The sequence below is a fragment of the Gimesia sp. genome (assembly GCF_048262075.1).
Taxonomy (GTDB): Bacteria; Planctomycetota; Planctomycetia; order Planctomycetales; family Planctomycetaceae; genus Gimesia.
In genome coordinates, this window is the sequence record NZ_JBLXFK010000021.1 from 11714 (window position 1) to 30347 (window position 18634).

The 18634-nt window shown below is 50.9% G+C and carries 10 protein-coding genes; 5 read left to right on the forward strand and 5 right to left on the reverse strand.

Features of this window, described 5'->3' with window-relative positions:
- Positions 1 to 8: 8 nt before the first annotated feature.
- Positions 9 to 2183: a sulfatase-like hydrolase/transferase gene (locus tag ACN0YH_RS25905; RefSeq protein ID WP_417382506.1), complete on the reverse strand. Its 2175-nt coding sequence runs from the start codon at positions 2181 to 2183 to the stop codon at positions 9 to 11.
- Between the two features lie 415 nt (positions 2184 to 2598).
- On the opposite strand from ACN0YH_RS25905, the gene ACN0YH_RS25910 reads away from it, so the two are divergent.
- The 5 genes from ACN0YH_RS25910 (at position 2599) to ACN0YH_RS25930 (ending at position 12602) form a co-directional block, all read left to right on the forward strand.
- A complete protein-coding gene (locus ACN0YH_RS25910) occupies positions 2599 to 4416 on the forward strand; it encodes an arylsulfatase (RefSeq protein ID WP_417382507.1) in 1818 nt (605 codons plus the stop codon).
- Between the two features lie 365 nt (positions 4417 to 4781).
- Positions 4782 to 8021 (forward strand): family 16 glycoside hydrolase, encoded by a 3240-nt coding sequence (locus tag ACN0YH_RS25915; protein ID WP_417382508.1) that lies wholly within the window; start codon positions 4782 to 4784, stop codon positions 8019 to 8021.
- Positions 8022 to 8396: 375 nt separating this feature from the next.
- The gene (locus tag ACN0YH_RS25920; RefSeq protein WP_417382509.1) at positions 8397 to 9971 is read left to right on the forward strand and encodes an arylsulfatase; all 1575 of its coding nucleotides are present in this window, start codon (positions 8397 to 8399) and stop codon (positions 9969 to 9971) included.
- A 104-nt stretch (positions 9972 to 10075) separates the two neighbouring features.
- Positions 10076 to 11059, forward strand: coding sequence for an HAD family hydrolase (locus ACN0YH_RS25925; protein ID WP_417382510.1), 984 nt, complete (start codon positions 10076 to 10078; stop codon positions 11057 to 11059).
- A 160-nt stretch (positions 11060 to 11219) separates the two neighbouring features.
- Positions 11220 to 12602, forward strand: a complete 1383-nt coding sequence (locus ACN0YH_RS25930; RefSeq protein WP_417382511.1) for a carbohydrate porin — start codon at positions 11220 to 11222, stop codon at positions 12600 to 12602.
- A 15-nt stretch (positions 12603 to 12617) separates the two neighbouring features.
- Here ACN0YH_RS25930 and ACN0YH_RS25935 read toward each other — a convergent pair whose 3' ends face one another.
- From ACN0YH_RS25935 to ACN0YH_RS25950, 4 genes are all read right to left on the reverse strand, one after another.
- On the reverse strand, positions 12618 to 12959 hold the full coding sequence (locus ACN0YH_RS25935) for a YegP family protein (RefSeq protein WP_417382512.1): 342 nt from the start codon (positions 12957 to 12959) through the stop codon (positions 12618 to 12620).
- A 129-nt stretch (positions 12960 to 13088) separates the two neighbouring features.
- A complete protein-coding gene (locus tag ACN0YH_RS25940; RefSeq protein WP_417382536.1) occupies positions 13089 to 13772 on the reverse strand; it encodes a hypothetical protein in 684 nt (227 codons plus the stop codon).
- A gap of 375 nt (positions 13773 to 14147) precedes the next feature.
- Positions 14148 to 15617: a DUF1501 domain-containing protein gene (locus ACN0YH_RS25945; RefSeq protein ID WP_417382513.1), complete on the reverse strand. Its 1470-nt coding sequence runs from the start codon at positions 15615 to 15617 to the stop codon at positions 14148 to 14150.
- Positions 15618 to 15662: 45 nt separating this feature from the next.
- Positions 15663 to 18614 carry a PSD1 and planctomycete cytochrome C domain-containing protein gene (locus tag ACN0YH_RS25950; protein ID WP_417382514.1) on the reverse strand — a complete coding sequence of 984 codons (2952 nt, stop codon included), beginning with the start codon at positions 18612 to 18614 and terminating at the stop codon, positions 15663 to 15665.
- Between the last annotated feature and the right edge of the window lie 20 nt (positions 18615 to 18634).

Sequence of the window (18634 nt, forward strand, 5' to 3'; positions counted from 1 at the left end):
GAGGTCAATCAGTCGTGTTTATCCTTGAGCAACTGTGGCTCAGTGATGACTTTTGGTGTACGGGGTGGATAGTACCAGCCATAGCTGGCCGGGTTCTGATAGTATAGTAACTGCTGTCGACGCCACTGCTGTAACAACCCGGCAAGCTGTTTTGCTATCTCCGGTTCTTCCTGCAACACATCTGTTGTTTCTCCGGAATCCTTGTTCAGATGATACAGGCTGGTTGTCTCCTTCTCTCTGTCGTGAATCAGTTTCCAGCCGGTTCCGCTGATGACAGCGTCACTTTTGCCGATCGTCGACTGACAATGCACGAACGCCAACCGTCGATCTTCTGCAGGACGTTCCGGAGAAAGCACATCGATTCCCTGAAAACAGGGATGCACGGGAACATCCAACAGGCCACAGATGGTAGGCACAATATCAATCGCCTGTGTCAGGTAATCGATCGTTTGAGCAGTCTGCTGGTTGGGCGCGTCGAATACCAGTGCAGTACGAATCGTTGGCTCAAAGGGAGGCCCGGCATGCGTAGGAAAGCCATTTTCATAAAACGCCTCCCCCTGGTCGCCCGCCAGTACCAGAATCGTTTTGTCTCGCAGTTGATGCGCATCCAGATACGTCACCAGTTTACCAATCTGCTCATCGATATAATGCAGGGAATTATAGTAGGCATTTCGCATCACCGGAATTTTATCTTTCGGGTAAGAAACAAACGATGCAGGAAAATCGATCGTCGCTGGCTGGAACGGACCAGTCTGCCCCGATGGAAGCTCATAGGGAAAATGGGAACTCTGCAGATTCATACACAGCACAAAAGGCTGCTGTTTCGCTTCCTGGCGGGAAATCCAGTCGATGGCCTGCTCCACAGTAATCGCATCATCCAGCTTGCCGGCGACGTGAGACTCTTGCGCATAGCGGGCAAAACCGACATCTTTTTCCGAGACACGCGTCGCCCCGTCATAACTGCGCGAATCAAAGAAGACATCCAGGTCAGGGCTCTCCAGAATCGCATCCATGTGTCCCCAGGTCTCATTCTGTGAAGAATAGATGGCGGTCGCATATCCATGCTGCTTGAGCACATCGTACAACATGACTTTCGGCCAGGGATCGGTACGGGAGTAATAATGATGCCCGGTGTTTCGTAGAGGATACAGCGAACTGAACAGACAAGGGTCCGCGTAATTCGAATGGGTACTCTGCGCATAACAGCGTGTGAAATTGATCCCCTTTCGCGCCAGCTGATTCAGATGAGGCATCACATCCTGTCCCTGATGCTTCAGCAACACCACATCACTGCGTAAGGCTTCAATGGCAATATAAATCACGGAATATTGCTCTGTAGAGTCTTTCAGCCGCTGATTCGCTTCGTAAGGCGTGGAACGGGGCGGACCTGCTTCCTCAGCAGTCAGTTCGCCCTCGACCTCATCGTTCTGCCAGGCCTGCATCGCAGACTTAACAGTCATCGTCAACACGGGACTCAACCGCGTCCGTAATTCATAATGACAATCCGGGCCTGCATGATTCCACCATTCAATCGTAGCCAACATGCTGTTCTGATTAAGGGACGAAATCAGTACCAGCACGAATACCAGCTCTACAGTTAAAAAAACCGTGCGTCGGCCAATTTTTGCACTCGACCAGTCCAGCTGAAATGTATCAGTAACTCGGTGAAGCCGCTTGAAACTGTAAACAGTCAGACAGAAACCGAACACACAAACTGCTGCGGCCAGCAACAGCGATGTCTGTTCTGACTGCCACAGATAATGGCCGATCATCAGGAGATTACTTCCGCCAAAGGTCAGCGCTTCCCAGTCCAGAAACGCACCGGTGCGCCAAAAGAAGACCCAGCTGCAAACATAAAACAGCAGTCCGCTACTGAGACAGACCGCCAGCAAGGCGAACAGTATCACACCTTTGATTTTTCCCACTGGTGAAGAACGAGCGAGTGCCAGCAGCCACCACACAATCCAACTGAACGAAGCCCACGTTAAAACAGAGAGCCCCACCAGCGTCAATGTTTCATACCAGACCAGGCTGGAATTATTCCAGAAGCTGTTGGGGTGGAATGACAGTAAACTCAGTTCGCAGACTGCCAGCGTCAGAAAAAACAGCGCCAACCAGGGATGGGGATAGATTTTCCCCAGGTTCGTGACACACATCTTCAATAGAGCAGCAGCTTTCTTCACGCGTTTGTTACCTGCAGACTGTAGATATTTCTTTGGCTGTCCCCCGTACCCACTATTTAAACGCGGTCCCCTACCCTCACGATAGTTCAGATTTCTTCAGAAACGAATGTTTTACCCGAACAGGCATTTTTTCAACAAAGTTAAGTCGGATAATGACGAATAAGGCAGACGCAGGACTTTGTTGAAATTTGAAGACAAACACAGATCAAGGGAGCGATTACACTCTGAAACTCATCTGTAAAACGAGACTGTTCCATTCTCAGCGAACTTTTGATTTCTTCTGACTGAAACGTGATCCGACCGCCTTCATCAGGTATCATGAGACTTGTCGATTAAAAGACCGATTTCAATAACACTGAATTCCATCCGTTCATAAATTGACGATTGCATCCTCTGTTCAGCAAAGCGCATCCCTATGAAATATTTTTTATCTCTGGGTCTACTGGTCTGCATTCTGTCCGGCAGTCTGCCAGCAGCAGAAAACAAAAACAGACCCGCCAAGAAAACTCAAACCAGGCCGGCAACAGAGAAAACGCCTCATCCCAACATAGTGATCTTCCTCGCCGACGATCAGGGCTGGGGGGACCTCAGCCATAACGGCAATTCCAACCTGCACACGCCAAACATCGATCTGCTGGCAAAAGAAGGTGTGAAGTTCAACCACTTTTATGTCGGCGCAGTCTGCGCACCGACTCGCGCCGCATTTCTGACAGGACGCTACCATGCCCGCACCGGAACCACCGGCGTCTCCACCGGACAGGAACGCTTCAATTCCGATGAATACACGATCGCCCAGGCTTTCAAAGCCGCCGGCTATGCCACGGGTGCCTTTGGGAAATGGCATAACGGCACCCAGTACCCCAACCATCCCAACGCCAAAGGCTTCGACGAGTACTACGGTTTCACCTCCGGTCACTGGGGACACTACTTCAGTCCCATGCTGGATCACAATGGTACATTTGTGAAAGGGAACGGCTACATCACCGATGACCTGACCGACAAAGCCATGGCGTTCATTGATCAACAGGTTCAGAACAAGAAACCGTTTTTCGCTTACCTGCCCTATTGCACTCCCCACTCTCCTATGCAGGTTCCCGACCAGTACTGGGATCGTTTCAAAGACAAACAGCTCAAGCTGCATAACCGGGAACCAGACAGAGAACAGCCCGATCACCTCCGCGCAGCGCTCGCCATGTGTGAGAATGTTGACTGGAATGTGGGACGCGTGCTGGATAAGCTCAACAGCCTGGGAATCACCGACGAGACCATCGTGATCTATTTCTCCGACAATGGCCCGAACGGGGTTCGCTGGAACGGGGATATGAAAGGCAAAAAAGGTTCGCTTGATGAAGGGGGCGTCCGTTCCCCTTTCGTGATCCGCTGGCCCGGACATCTGCCCGCCGGTCACGAGGTCAATCAGATCGCCGGTGCGATCGACCTGTTCCCCACATTGACCGATCTGGCAGGCATCCAGCGTCCCGAACCCAAGCCCATTGATGGCGTCAGTCTCAAACCATTGATGATGAATTCAAAAGCAAACTGGCCGGAGCGCATGATTTTCTCCAGCCTGCGCAATCGCGTCAGCGTCCGCACCGATCAATACCGCCTGTCTCGCAAAGGAGAACTGTATGACATGCACGCCGATCCCGGTCAGCGAAACAACATCGCGAAACAGAAACCCGAAATCACCACAAAGCTGAAGCAGGCAGTCGCAGACTGGAGACAGTCTGTCTGGCCGAACGGTTACCCTGAAGACACGCGACCATTTTTAATCGGCTATGATGGCGCACGCTCCACACAATTACCCGTCCGCGATGCGATCTCACACGGTGAGATCAAACGCTCCTCCCGGCATCCCAACTGCTCCTACTTTTATCACTGGACCAGTACCAGTGACAGTATCACCTGGAATGCAGAAGTCGACACAGCCGGCGTTTATGAAGCAATCCTGTACTATACTTGTCCGCAGGCAGATCTCGGCTCAACCGTAGAACTGAGTTTCAAAGGCAGTAAACTGCAGGGACAGATCACTCAGGCCCACGATCCGCCACTGGAGGGCGCAGCGCAGGACCGCGCCGTTCGATCCGAATCGTTCGTTAAGGATTTCAAACCGATGACACTGGGGAAGATCACGTTACCCAAAGGGACGAGCTTGCTCACTTTGCGGGCACTGGAAATTCCCGGAAGCCAGGTTATGGACTTTCGACTGCTGATTCTTAACCGGATTGAATAAATGGCAGAGCACTGCTACAGACAACAGTTCATTCTTTTCAGAGTTTAGTAGCAGAACACACTCAAACCCCATTTATTAACTCAATTCAGTAACTTACTGAACAGCCAGAGAACCAGATGAAAACGATCTGTTTTGACTGGTATCATCCTCACGGTATGGTCATAATGGATTGTGATCATCGAGTTTTTGATGTTTCCGTGATACTGTTTTCCATCAGGAACAGTGTCAGTCTTCTCAAGCACAAGTGATTGAGAAGCACAGCGATGATCGCCCCCACAGAAGTCCTCGATTCCTGCATTGACTGGCAAATCAATGATGTCCCTTGCCAGTCACCTTTTTATTCCTGATAACCCGATGGATACGTTATGAAACGACTCGCTACTCTCTCTGCGATCTGCCTCGCATTGCTGTTTACCGTAACCACACACGCCGACGATAAAGGCTTCACCCCGCTGTTCAACGGCAAGAATCTTGATGGCTGGGTTCAGCATGGCGGTAAAGCCAAATACGATATTGTAGAAAATACGATCGTGGGCACTTCAGTCCCGAAAACTCCCAACAGCTTTCTCTGCACCCAAAAGATGTACGACGATTTCGAACTGCAGGTGGACTTCAAAGTCGACCCGCTGTTGAACTCGGGAATCCAGATCCGCAGCAATGTCTACGATACAGACAAAACCCTCGAAACCAAAGACGCGAACGGCAAAGATAAGAAAATCAAAATCGCCGCCGGTCGTGTGCACGGATACCAGGTCGAAATTGATCCCTCCGACCGCGCCTGGTCAGGTGGTATTTACGATGAAGGCCGACGTGGCTGGTTAAACAACCTCGCTGACAACAAAGCCGCCCAGAAAGCCTTCAAGCAGAACGAGTGGAATCATTACCGCATTGTCTGCCGTGGGAACTCGATCAAAACCTGGATCAATGGCGTGCCCGCAGCAGACCTCAAAGATGACCTGACCTCCAAAGGTTTCATCGCCCTGCAGGTGCACGGCGTAGGCAATCATCCTGAAAAAGTCGGCAAACAGGTCAGCTGGCGTAACGTGAAAATCAAAGAACTGAATCCAAAAAAAAAAGTAAAGAAAAAAAAACCGGCTCCTAAGAAAGAAGTCGGCGCCGCCATTGGCGGCAATAAAGCCACCCCCATCGACCGCATTTCAGCCGCCAAAGGATTCAAGGTTGAACTGCTGTACTCCGTCCCCGGTCAAGACCAGGGATCGTGGGTCAATCTCTGCACAGACGATAAAGGACGCCTGCTGGTCAGCGACCAGTACGGCGGACTGTATCGCATCACGCTCCCTCCCGCGGGAGAAGAAGTGAAAGCAGAAGACGTGGAGAAAATTCCCGCCGGGATTCGAGGCGTCAATGGGATGCTCTGGTCCGACGGTGCACTCTATGTTGGCGTCAACGATTACGAACGCAAAATCGCCTCCGGCCTGTATCGTATTTCCGACAGTAACGGCGACGATCAACTGGATCAGGTCGAATTACTGCAGGAAGTCGAATCCCACAGTGATCACGGCGTGCACGCTCTCATGCCTACTCCCGATGGCGAAGACTTTTATCTGGTGACCGGAAATAACACGATCCCCCCCACACTGGCCGACAGTTCCCCCGTTCGCCAGGTCTGGGGTGAAGATCACCTCCTGCCCAGCATGCCCGATGGCCGAGGCCATAACCGAGGCGTACTGGCGCCTGGCGGAATTATCTATCGTGTTTCTCCCGATGGCCAGAAATTCGAAGCCTATGCTTCCGGATTCCGAAACATTTTTGACGCTGCCGTCAATCGGGATGGGGAACTGTTTACCTACGATGCTGACATGGAATACGATTTTAATACCCCCTGGTACCGTCCCACGCGTATCTGCCACGTCACCAGCGGAGCAGAATTCGGCTGGCGCAACGGAGCAGGCAAACGACCTCCCTTTTATGCAGACAATCTGCCAGGCGTTCTGGATATCGGCCCTGGTTCTCCGACTGGCATGACGTTCGGCTACGGTGCAAAGTTCCCTGCGAAATATCAGAACGCGCTGTACGCACTCGACTGGAGCTGGGGGAAACTCTATGCCATTCACCTCAAACCGGAAGGTTCTTCCTACACCGCTACCAAAGAAGAATTCGTGACCGGCGCGCCACTGCCAATTACCGACGCCATTATTCATCCGCAGGATGGCGCCATGTATTTCACCATCGGCGGACGTCGTGTGCAGTCTGGTTTGTACCGGGTCACTTATGTGGGCGATGAATCAACTGAACCAGTCCAGGCAAAACCGACAGAAAACAAAGCACGCAAAACCCGTCAGACACTGGAAGCCTTTCATGGCAAACAGGATCCCGAAGCAATCGAAGTCGCCTGGCCATACCTCGCTGATCAAGACCGCTTCATCAGATTCGCCGCACGCACGGCCGTTGAGCATCAGCCCACCGATACCTGGTCTGAAAAAGCACTCACCGAATCCGACCCTGCCAGACAGGTCGAAGCCTTACTGGCATTGGCCCGCGTGACAGGCGTCTGTCCACAACATCGTAACGAGCAGACTCCCGAAGTGGACACTGCCATGCGGGACAAACTGCTATCCGCCATCATCAATATTGATGACTCCCATCTCGATCTGTCACAGCAGTTAACGCTGCAACGTGCCTTACAGATTATTTTGAATCGCTTTGGTCAACCCGACGACGCAACCGTGGCGAAGCTGATCGAGAAATTTGATGCACAGTTTCCCGCAAAATCACCCGAGTTAAACTGGCTGTTATGTGAAACACTTGCCTGGCTGCAGTCACCCACACTCGCTGAAAAAGCAATCGCATTGATTCAGTCAGCACCGACACAGGAAGAGCAGATGCAGTATGCCCGCTCCATCCGCATGCTGCAGGCCGGTTGGACGCCAGAACTCCACAAAGCTTACTTTGAATGGTTCCTGAAAGCTGCCAACTACAAAGGGGGCGCGAGCTTCGATAAATTCATCGAGTTCGTACGGAACGACGCGGTCGCTTCACTCAGTGAAGAACAAAAAACTGAACTGGCTGAAATTCTCGCGAAAAAACCGGTAAAGAAATCTGCTCTCGAAAATCTGGGCGAAGTCTTCGCCGGACGGCCCACAAACAAATGGACGCTCGAAGAACTCTCCGCGGCCGCCAGTAAAGAAATGAAGAAACGCGACTTCGTCAACGGACAGAAAATGTTCGCTGCGACAGGCTGTTACGCCTGTCATCGTTTCGGTAACCAGGGCGGCATGACCGGCCCCGATCTGACATCAGCCGGACGCCGTTACTCACCTCACGATCTGCTGGATCAGGTGATCAACCCCAGCAAAGTTATCAACGAACAGTTTTCCGCGATTTCAGTCGTGACGGAAGACGGCAAAGTACATACCGGCGTTGTCGTGAATCTGAGCGGTGATAACATGACTCTGAATACAGATCTGACCGACCCCAACAAACGGGTCAACATTGACCGCAAGACGATTGACGAGCTGGTGGTTTCCAAAACTTCACCCATGCCCGCCGATCTATTCGCCCGCATGACGAAAGACGAAATCCTCGACCTGATCGCCTATCTGATCAGTGCCGGCGATGCACAGCATCCCTTCTTCCAGGATTAATCCAGTTGACACGATGCGTTTAAACCCAAACAGGCTGCTTACTATTTCTTGTAAGCAGCCTGTTTCTCATTGTGAGCATCATTTAAATGACGCTTGAGATGTGACGTCATCTGCTGAACCGCCCTTTTCTCTCAACTGAACCACCTCACTCCTGAAACGTGCTATCTCCATTCTTCTTTCAATTTTAATTGGACTTCCCAAAATAAACCGGATAGCATCAAAGGTAGTCAGAGTTTCTACCAAATGATCCGTCTTTTTGAATTCTCAAATTTGATCACTTTGAAAACTCTCACATCTGGCTAAAACCAAATCGGGCCAATTTAATAACCCAGGCCATTCGGTCTCTCCGCCAATTCTGTATCTGAGGAACCTCACATGAAAACCAGCACACTCAAGCTACCAGCGTGCGTTCTGCTGCTGTTCTGCTGCGCATCGACTCTGTCCGCTGCCGACAAGCCCAACATCCTCGTCATTTGGGGAGACGACATTGGCACCTGGAACATCAGCCACAACAATCGTGGCATGATGGGCTATCAAACCCCCAACATCGACCGGATTGCAAAAGAAGGAATTTCCTTCACTGACTACTACGGACAGCAAAGCTGTACAGCAGGTCGTGCTGCGTTTATTGGAGGGAATGTACCAGTGCGGACCGGAATGACTAAAGTCGGTCTGCCCGGTGCCAAAGAAGGCTGGCAGAAAACCGACGTTACGATGGCAACAGTTTTAAAAAGTAACGGTTATGCCACCGGTCAGTTTGGTAAAAATCATCAGGGAGACCGGGATGAACACCTCCCGACAGCACATGGTTTTGATGAATTCCTGGGCAACCTCTATCACCTGAATGCCGAAGAAGAGCCTGAACACGAAGACTATCCAGCTGATCTCGTACTACCTAACGGTAAAACATTTAAAGAGCAGTATGGACCACGGGGCGTCATTCACTCCTGGGCTCTGGAAGATGGTAGTCAGAAAATTGAAGATACCGGCCCACTGACTAAAAAACGTATGGAAACCATCGACGAAGAAACCGTCGCTGCTGCCAAGAAATTTATCAAAGAGCAAAACGCTGCCGGAAAACCTTTCTTCTGCTGGTGGAACGGAACCCGCATGCACTTCCGCACGCACGTTAAAAAAGAACATCGCGGTCTGAGTGGGCCCAGTGGCGATGAATACCATGACGGGATGGTCGAGCACGATATGCAGGTCGGTGAACTCCTGCAAGTGCTGGACGATCTGGGCATCGCCGACAATACCATCGTACTTTATTCGACCGATAATGGTCCGCACTACAACACCTGGCCTGATGCCGCGACGACACCATTCCGTAATGAAAAGAATTCAAACTGGGAAGGCGCATATCGTGTCCCGGCTTTCGTTCGTTGGCCTGATCATTTTCCGGCTGGAAAAACGCTGAATGGAATCGTCTCACACGAAGACTGGCTGCCGACATTTGCGGCTGTCGCCGGCGATACCAAAATTAAAGACAAACTGAAACAGGGAGTCGAACTCAACGGCCGGAAGTATCGCAATTATATCGACGGCCACGATCAACTTGATTATCTCTCCGGAAAAACGAAAGAACCACCGCGTAAAGAGTTCATGTACGTGAATGATGACGGACAAATCGTAGCGATCCGGGCTGGAGACTGGAAAGCCGTCTTCCTGGAAAATCGCGGGATGGCATTTGAGGTCTGGCGGGAACCGTTTACCGAATTACGCGTGCCGCTCCTGTTTCATCTCAGAAGAGATCCGTTTGAAAAAGCGCAACACAATGCGACCACTTATAATGACTGGTTTATCGATCGCGTGTATGTCATCGTCCCGATGCAGCAGATCGCAGCAAATTTCCTGAAGACGATGCAGGAATATCCGCCCAGCCAGTCTCCCGGTTCCTTCAACCTGGAAAAAATCAAAAAGACGATTGAGGACGCTGCCAGCGGCAGATGACCCAGCAGTTCGTAATAAAAAAGACAGACGGCTGATTTGATTGTTCACTTCAGCCGTCTGTTCTGTTTTCCCCTGTTCCCAGAATCCAGTGAAGGGATCATTTCATGCGACACTCACTCCTTTTACTGTTTCTTTTGATAAGTCTTCTTTTTGCCAGTCACACCGTCTCCGCTGCAGACCCTCTACCTTCCTGGAACGCCGGACCAGCGAAAGACGCGATTATCAACTTCGTCAAATGCGCAACCAATGATGGCTGCCCGCTGTATGTTCCGCCAAAGGATCGAATCGCCGTCTTCGACAATGATGGCACCCTCTGGTCTGAACAGCCCGCTTATTTTCAACTGCTGTTCGCTTTGGATCGGGTCAAAGCACTCGCCGACCAGCATCCGGAATGGAAAACCGAACAGCCCTTTAAAGCCATTCTGGAAAATGATCTCAAAGCAGTCGCTGCTTCCGGTAAAGACGGTTTACTCAAAATCATGGCAGTCACACACAGTGGGATGACCACCGACGAATTTGAGGAGACCGTGCGTGACTGGATTAAAACCGCCCGTCATCCTGAAAAAAATTTGCCTTACACAGAATTAGTCTACCAGCCTATGCTGGAAGTACTCAAGTTTCTGCGTGCAAATGGCTTCAAAACCTATATCGTCTCTGGCGGGGGCGTCGACTTCCTCCGGGTCTGGGCCGAAGACGTTTATGGCATCCCCCCCGAGCAGGTCATCGGCAGTATTATCAAAGTGAAACTGGAAGAGCGTGATGGCAAACCCGTCCTTGCCCGACTGGCGGAGATTGACTTCATTGATGACAAAGAGGGTAAACCGGTCGGCATTCATCGCTTCATCGGGCGTGCTCCGGTGATGGCGTTCGGCAACTCCGACGGTGATCTGCAGATGCTGCAGTGGACGGATCGTAAGCCGAATACCTTTAAAGCCCTCGTCCACCACACCGATGCGAAACGGGAATACGCCTACGACCGCAACTCACCCATCGGCCAACTCGATAAGGTCCTTGACGAGGGAACGGAGAAAGGCTGGACCGTGATTGATATGCGGAAAGACTGGAACCGCATCTATCCCACGCCTTAATTGAACGAAATTCATTCACTAACCGGAATAATCGTTAAGATCGTTTTTCTTTTGTTCTGATTATTCTGATTGAATGGATAATTCATTCAGTAGATGGAGCCTCGCGACGAAAAATACCGAAAGGACCAGCTTTTTCACAGGATCCCTTTCGAGATATTCCATGCTCACAGGTTTGATAAAAAAACGCCACAACCTGCGAACCAGTCTGATTTTCAAATCGATCTGGTGCTCAATCTGCATTGTCAGTCTTGTCATTTCCACTCGCAGCACGTTTGCCGACGACGCGATACCAGAATCACTGCCAGAAGAGCCTCGGGTAGAGAAACCTGCTTATGAGCAGACATGTTCCAGCTGTGAATTCAGTGGTCCTGATTTCTGGAATCAATCCACACTCACGGAAAACCTGTTTCAGCGAAGGCCCTGTCTGGCTGAGCAAGGCATCACCTTTGATGCGGACGTCTCCCAGTTTTATATGGGGGTCGCCTCAGGAGGAGCCGAACAGGAATACCGTTACGCCGGGCATGGCGACTATGTGATGAATATCGATTCGGGCAAGCTCGGCGGACCGCAGGGACTGTTTGTAAAACTCCGCGCAGAACATCGCTTCGGTGAAAGCATCAACAACGCCACAGGCGCAATCATCCCGGCCAACATACTGCCTGACCTCCCGGTCGCAGACAGAGATCAACTCTATCTGACCAATGTTCTGTTTACGCAGATGTTTTCCGAATCGTTTGGAGTCTTCGCCGGTAAAATGGATACGCTTGATGGAGACATGAATGCGTTTGCACATGGTCGAGGTAAAACACAATTCTCCAATGCCGCTTTTGTCGCCACTCCCATTGGTCTGCGTACCATTGTTTACTCTTCGCTGGGCGCCGGGTTTCTGATTATGCAGGAAGGTGAGCCGATCTTTACCTTCACCGTGATCAACTCCACCGATACATCGCGAACCAGCGGTTTTGATGAACTGTTTGCCAACGGCGCATCCGTCATTCCGGAACTGCGCCTTCCTACAAATCTCTTTGGCCGCCCCGGCCATTTTCTGTTTGGAGCCAGTTGGAGCAGTCGTGATTATGCGGCGCTTGAACAGGACCCGTTTATTGTTCTGCCTGATATTCCTATCAGCCGCAAAACCGATTCGTGGTCGCTCTATTGGAACTTCGATCAATATCTGTTCGTTGATCCCTGCGATGCTACGCGAGGCTGGGGGGTCTTCGGTCGTGCCGGTATTGCCGATGCGGATACCAATCCGATTGCCTGGTTTCTCAGCTTCGGCGTGGGAGGCAACAGCCCGATCTCCAGCCGCGAAGCAGATACGTTTGGCGTGGGCTGGTATTATTCTGCCACCAGCGACCGGCTGTCTCCCTTTATCAATACCATTCTGGGAGGCGTGGGAGATGGACATGGCGTAGAATTGTTCTACAACATTGAAGTCACAAAATGGTTCCACCTGACCGCTGATATGCAGGTACTCAGACCGGTTCGCCAGACCGTCGACACCGCCCTCTTAGTTGGCCTGAGAGCCGTGATCGAACTCTAAAACAGTAGCAGGAATTCAGGTCTTAACGATGATATCTTCCGTGATCGCTTTGGGAGCATTCCGGGAAACAGACTTGATTCCACTCTTCATGCCGGTTGTGGCTGCGTACCCTTCACTTGTGCCGATGATCTGAGAATTCTTCGCCTTCAGCACAAAATAATGTTCGCCCGCTTTATTGACCAGTGCTTCATAGCGACTGGAATCAGAAGCGTTCGTCTGCACCGAGAGGATCCCCTTCTTTGCCGACGATTTGGAAGCATACATTTGACTGGAGAGGATAATCTCACCGTTGTTTGCCAGCAGGTGAAAGTAGTACTTGCCGTTTCGCGCCTGTTGAATCTGAAATCGGGCTGCCATGCTCGTCCCTTTCTTAAGGATCAGGAATTATCAGTGATTGCACAATTATGGTAAGAATCCCCATTGTGACTTGCAAGAGGACTTCAGCGATTTCAGATACATTCACCTGACTGGCACTCAGCATCTGAATCAGTCCTGGAGCGTCTTAGCATAAATCTTCACATCATCCACAACGGCGTTTCTGGGGACAGCCAGTCGCAGTAACCGCTTGGTCGGATGTGCTATCCCTGCGGAGGAAAAGGACCCGATGGTTTTGCCATCTATTTTGACGGTCAACTGATCACCGCTGACTGTCACCAGCAGCGTGTACCATTTACCAGTTTTCAGTTTGATCGGAAAGCGTTTTCTTTTGCTTTTCAGTTTTTCCTGCAGGTCGGGTGGCAGTTTTTTAGCAAGTCGCAGTTCGCGGGTTTTCAAATCCATGCTCCCGGTTTTGAGGTCGGTCAATTCGACAAAGCGTGGACTGACTTTCGCCACAAACAAGTGGCCTGCGTGCACCTCTTTATATTTCAGATCCGCAAAATTGAGCCCCAGGCTGTCCTTTTCATTTTCGAGCATGAACCGCAGTTCGACAGAACCATCCTGGAATTCAGCAGGATGGGTTACCGAAACCGCATGGTCTGCAACTTTGTGAATGTAGATATGCATCGCACCATTTTTCAGATCGACCTGCTTATTTCCTGCAGCTCGTGTCCGGCTGTTCGTGCCCCAGCCTTTACCGATCTCATCTTTGGTTTCCTGTGACTCATTCCGTTCGAAATCGTCTTCGAAAATCAGTTTGCCATGGTCTTCAGCAAACACAGGAGCGGTCAAACAGAGCAGGACTGCCCAGCCGGAGAGAAATTGGTGCTTCACAGTTGAAAACCTTAAAATAAAGGAGCGCAGGAATCAGTCACCGAATAACAGACATCGATGCATCACCATAATTCTAACGAGCGACATTCTGTTTGGCATCGCAGAAGCTTCTTTTTTCACAGACTCGAGAGCCATCTGCTCTTCGCCCCCTGTTATTGGTCCCCTGAATATTGCAAACTGACTCTCCGTTTTTAACAGTAATCGCGGTTGCAGATTTGACAGGATGAACAGAAACATCTGCGTCATACATGAAATGAATAGATATTCACATGCGAGCAGCTGGTGCCCACGCCTCCTGCTAAAAGAGAATATACAGAGTATCCCCGAATGTGATCAGGCGATGATTTCCTGAATCAGATCTCCCCCCAGATCAGTCAGACGATAATCGCGTCCGTTAAAGCGGTAGGTCAGTTTCATATGATCGATTCCCATCAGATGCAGTAGCGTCGCATGCAGATCATTGACCCCTACTCGATTATGCACGGCTTTGTAACCGAAGTCATCACTGGCGCCATACTGGACACCCCCTTTGATGCCGCCTCCTGCCATCCACATTGTGAACGCATTCGGATTATGATCGCGGCCCTGACTTCCCTGGGAATCCGAGGTTCGGCCAAATTCGCCGCCCCAGACCACCAGGGTGGAATCGAGCAGTCCGCGGGCTTTCAGGTCAGCCAGCAGTGCACCAATGGGTTGATCCACCGATTTCGCAGCGATGCGATGATTGAGACCAATATCACTGTGACCGTCCCAGGGAACGTCAGCGACACCTCCACCTCCCCCATTCGTACCCGCATAGATTTGAATAAAACGGACTCCCCGTTCGACCATACGTCGCGCGGTGATACACTGACGCGCGACCAGTTCTGTCTCTTTCTGATCGACTCCATACAGTTTCTGAGTCGTCTCTGATTCCTCTTTGACATCCAGCGCTTCCGGTGCCGCGGTCTGCATCCGGTAAGCCAGTTCAAATGATTCCAGTCGCGCCGCCAGATCCGCTTCGTGTGGCCTTAATTTCTGATGACTGGCGTTCAGCTCATTCAACAGGTCCAACTGGGTCCGCTGTTGTCGATCGGTCATGGAAGTCAACCGTGAAAGATTCGAAATGGGCTGCTTGCTCCGACCATTGATGGCCGTCGGCTGATACACCTTAGGCAAAAATCCGGGTGCCCAGATTGGATTCCCTCCGCGAGGCATGGCACCATGCATTACCACAAAACCAGGCAGATTTTGATTCTCTGTTCCCAGTCCATAAGTCACCCAGGATCCCATACAGGGACGCCCCTGCAGAAAGGCCCCTGAATTCATCTCCAGCATCGCCGGGGTATGATTATTCGAGCGGGAAAAACAGGAATAGATAAATGACATATCGTCCACATGTCGGGAAACATGGGGAAATATTTCAGACACCCACGCACCTGATTCTCCATGCTGTCGAAACTTGAAAGGCGACTTCAATAACTTCCCACTTGTCGTGAAGAAGCCGGTTTTGGGATCGGCGCCTTCGAGTTTCTCTCCATTCTTTTTCTGCAGCATTGGCTTATAGTCAAACGTATCGACCTGAGACGGACTGCCCGGCATGAACAGCCAGATAATCGATTTTGCCTTGGGGACAAAATGCGGCTCACGCGCTTTCAGGCCGTCTTCTTCCTCTACTGCGCCAGCGGAGTTGAGAATCCCCTGCTCTGACAGCAGGCCCGTCAATGCCAGGCTTCCAAATCCGGAACCGGCATTCTTCAGAAACGCTCTGCGTGTTTCAAAATCAAAAGCACTGCCTGTCTGAAATCTATATTTTCGTCTCATAGCGCCTTAATTCCTGTAAATCGACTAATGGAATTTCTTTCAGAATCAGTCAACAAAAATAAATTCATTCATACAGAATATCAGTTGGCAGAAATCAGCCAGCGCCAGTGCGCTGGCCTGCGGATTCTCGCCGTACGATTCCGTCTGGTAGTGAATGAACTCCAGCATCTTCTGCTGTTCTTCCGGACGTGGTTTACGAGACAGAGCGATCGCATACACCTCGTCGACCAGTTGCTCAAGCTTTTTCTGGTCATCCGGCCGTACCCGTTTGGCAAAATCTTCTGCCAGTCTCCGAATAAAGGGAGAGTTCATCATCGCCAACGCCTGCGGAGGCACCGTCGTCACATTGCGTTTGCCGATACTTTGAATCGCATCCGGTGCATCGAACAGTTGCAGGATCGGAATCAGTTTGTCGCGTTTGACAGTCAGATACACACTCCGCCGCTTGTCTTCCTGGTTTAGTGTTCCCGCACCAAACATCCTGGGATCGAGCGTCCCACTCACGGCCAGCAGGTGATCACGAATCACTTCCGCGTCCATCCGCAGCGCCGGTCGTCGCCACCACAGATGATTTTCCGGATCATGCTCCATTCCACTGGCATTGGTGGCCCCCGATTCACGATATACCGAACTCAGCATCATCAGCTTATGGATCGGCTTCAGATTCCAGTGGTTCTCAATCAACTGATTTGCCAGGTAATCCAGCAGCGCGGGATGAGTGGGACGAAAACCCTGGGTGCCAAAATCACTGGGGGTCTCGACAATACCACGACCAAAATGATGATGCCACATCCGATTAACCATCACGCGTGCCAGCAGATGCCCGGCTCCATGACTGGTATCGGTCAGCCAGTCAGCAAAAGCAATCCGTGGGTGCACCGATTTTTCTGTTTGGTCTCCCTCAAACAACCACTGTTTCTCCTGCGCTTCGCCGGTCATTAACACCTGTAGAAAACCAGGTTCCGCCAGACCATCCTTCCGGTTGGAATTCCCCCGCACCAGATAATAGACCTTGCGCGTATCAGGGCCAAAATTATAAGTCGCGCCCCCTTTCCGTGCAGCAAAGACAGGCAGAAGATCCCGTTTCGGATGCTTTTTCATATGTTCCTGCTCGGCGTCATTCAGAGCTGCCCAGCCTTCATCATAAGGAGCAAACCACTTCAACAGTGCCTGCTGCTGTTTTTCGTTTTGCTCAGCGGCCGGCAGAGCCAGAATCTTCTGAATGTTTTCCGGGGGTGTTGACTCCTTCGCTTTGAAATAAAAACCGGAAGCCCCCGCCGCATTCACAATTTTGACCAGCAGTTCATTCTTACCGGCTTTGAGCGCCAGCTTGACTTGATCCTGATCCGCGACGGCCCCACCCATCACTTTTTTCGACAGGACAGACTTACCATTCAGCCAGACCTGAATCGCATCATCGCGTCCCAGTGAAATGTCAAGAGGACCAGCCGTCGGTACTTCAATCGTTCGAAACAGATAATTCGCTGAGTTATTGCCGGTCAGTGTATTGTGAACGACGCCATCTTTCCAATCCGGCTGCGGAGTCCACTTCAACTTTCCTTCCGCAAATGTCTGTGAAAGATCAACCTTCTTTTCGGGTTCATTTTTCTTACTGAAAGCCTGGTCGAAATTCGCAGCCGAAAAAGGACCGATGACATGCCAGTCGCTCAGCGTGGGCTGAATCGCTTCTGTCGGTCGTTTCTCCAGCCACCCTGTCAATTCTGCCGGCAATTTCTCTTTTTCGTATTTTAAACGCGCATCAATAAATGGCTGATGTGTAATATCGAATGCCGCCTTCTCTTTCTGATATTTTTCCGGATGCTGGTCATGCTGGTAATCCTGAAAACCGGTTTCCGCAAACGCAGCAACCATCCGATAATAGTCATGACTGGAGATCGGATCGAATTTATGATCGTGACACCGAGCACATCCAAACGTTAATCCTAATGTCGTCGTGCCGACAGTATGAATAATGTCATCCAGCTGTTCATAGCGACTGCGTTCTCGTTCTTTTTGTGTCTGTTGTGAAGTGAATGGCCCTGCCGCCAGAAAACCGGTCGCCGCTTGAGACATATAATCCGTCGGTCCCAGTTGATCGCCGGCAATCTGCAAGCGGATGAATTGATCATAGGGCATATCTTCATTCAGCGCTTTAATTACGAAATCGCGAAAGTGATATGCTGCAGGTCGATCGCGGTCAAAAGCATAACCATTACTCTCGGCAAACCGGGCCAGATCCAGCCAGTGCCGGGCCCAGCGTTCCCCATAATGCGGGCCAGCCAGCAGACGGTCTATCAGTTTCTCATACGCGGCCGGATCAGGATCATTCACAAACGATTCCACATCAGCCGGTTCGGGAGGTAGCCCCCACAGGTCAAAAAAAACACGACGAATCAATGTTCCTCGACTTGCCATATCGTTAGGAGTAATGCCTGCTGCTTCCTGCTTCGCCAGAATATATTGATCAACAGGATTGGTAGCCCAGGTTTTGTTCTGCGGAACCGGTGGCGGCGACTGATTGAGTGGTTGAAATGACCAGAACTGACGCCCTTTTTCAATATCAATCTTTTCAGCTTTTAATTCAGGCACCTTGCCATCGCGGGGATCAGGTGCCCCCATCTGAATCCATTTCTCAAAGTCGGCAATCACCTGGTCCGATAATTTATTCTTCGGAGGCATCTCGAACGATTCATGCCGAATCGCCGCCATTAAGAGGCTGTTTTTAGGATCACCGGGAATGATCGAAGCCCCCGTGTCCCCCCCTTTCAACATCGCCGGACCGGAATCCAATAACAGTTCACCTTCCAGCTTGTTATTCTTTCTGGCATCCAGAGAATGACACTCATAGCACTCATTCACCAGCACCGGCCTGATTTTGGATTCAAAAAAATGAATCCCGTCCCGATTCGGTTCGCCAGGTTTAGTAGCTTCAACAGCTAACACAGGCTGGAACAGAGTGATGATTCCCATCAGTGAGAGCAGACAAAAGCGAATCATTAATATCATCCCTAATTTTA

Excerpts from the sequence above, each read along its gene's own strand:
- ACN0YH_RS25910 (WP_417382507.1), top strand. The coding sequence starts at position 2,599 with ATGAAATATTTTTTATCTCTGGGTCTACTGGTCTGCATTCTGTCCGGC.
- ACN0YH_RS25915 (WP_417382508.1), top strand. The coding sequence starts at position 4,782 with ATGAAACGACTCGCTACTCTCTCTGCGATCTGCCTCGCATTGCTGTTT.
- ACN0YH_RS25920 (WP_417382509.1), top strand. The coding sequence starts at position 8,397 with ATGAAAACCAGCACACTCAAGCTACCAGCGTGCGTTCTGCTGCTGTTC.
- ACN0YH_RS25925 (WP_417382510.1), top strand. The coding sequence starts at position 10,076 with ATGCGACACTCACTCCTTTTACTGTTTCTTTTGATAAGTCTTCTTTTT.
- ACN0YH_RS25930 (WP_417382511.1), top strand. The coding sequence starts at position 11,220 with ATGCTCACAGGTTTGATAAAAAAACGCCACAACCTGCGAACCAGTCTG.
- ACN0YH_RS25935 (WP_417382512.1), bottom strand. The coding sequence starts at position 12,959 with ATGGCAGCCCGATTTCAGATTCAACAGGCGCGAAACGGCAAGTACTAC.
- ACN0YH_RS25945 (WP_417382513.1), bottom strand. The coding sequence starts at position 15,617 with ATGAGACGAAAATATAGATTTCAGACAGGCAGTGCTTTTGATTTTGAA.
- ACN0YH_RS25950 (WP_417382514.1), bottom strand. The coding sequence starts at position 18,614 with ATGATTCGCTTTTGTCTGCTCTCACTGATGGGAATCATCACTCTGTTC.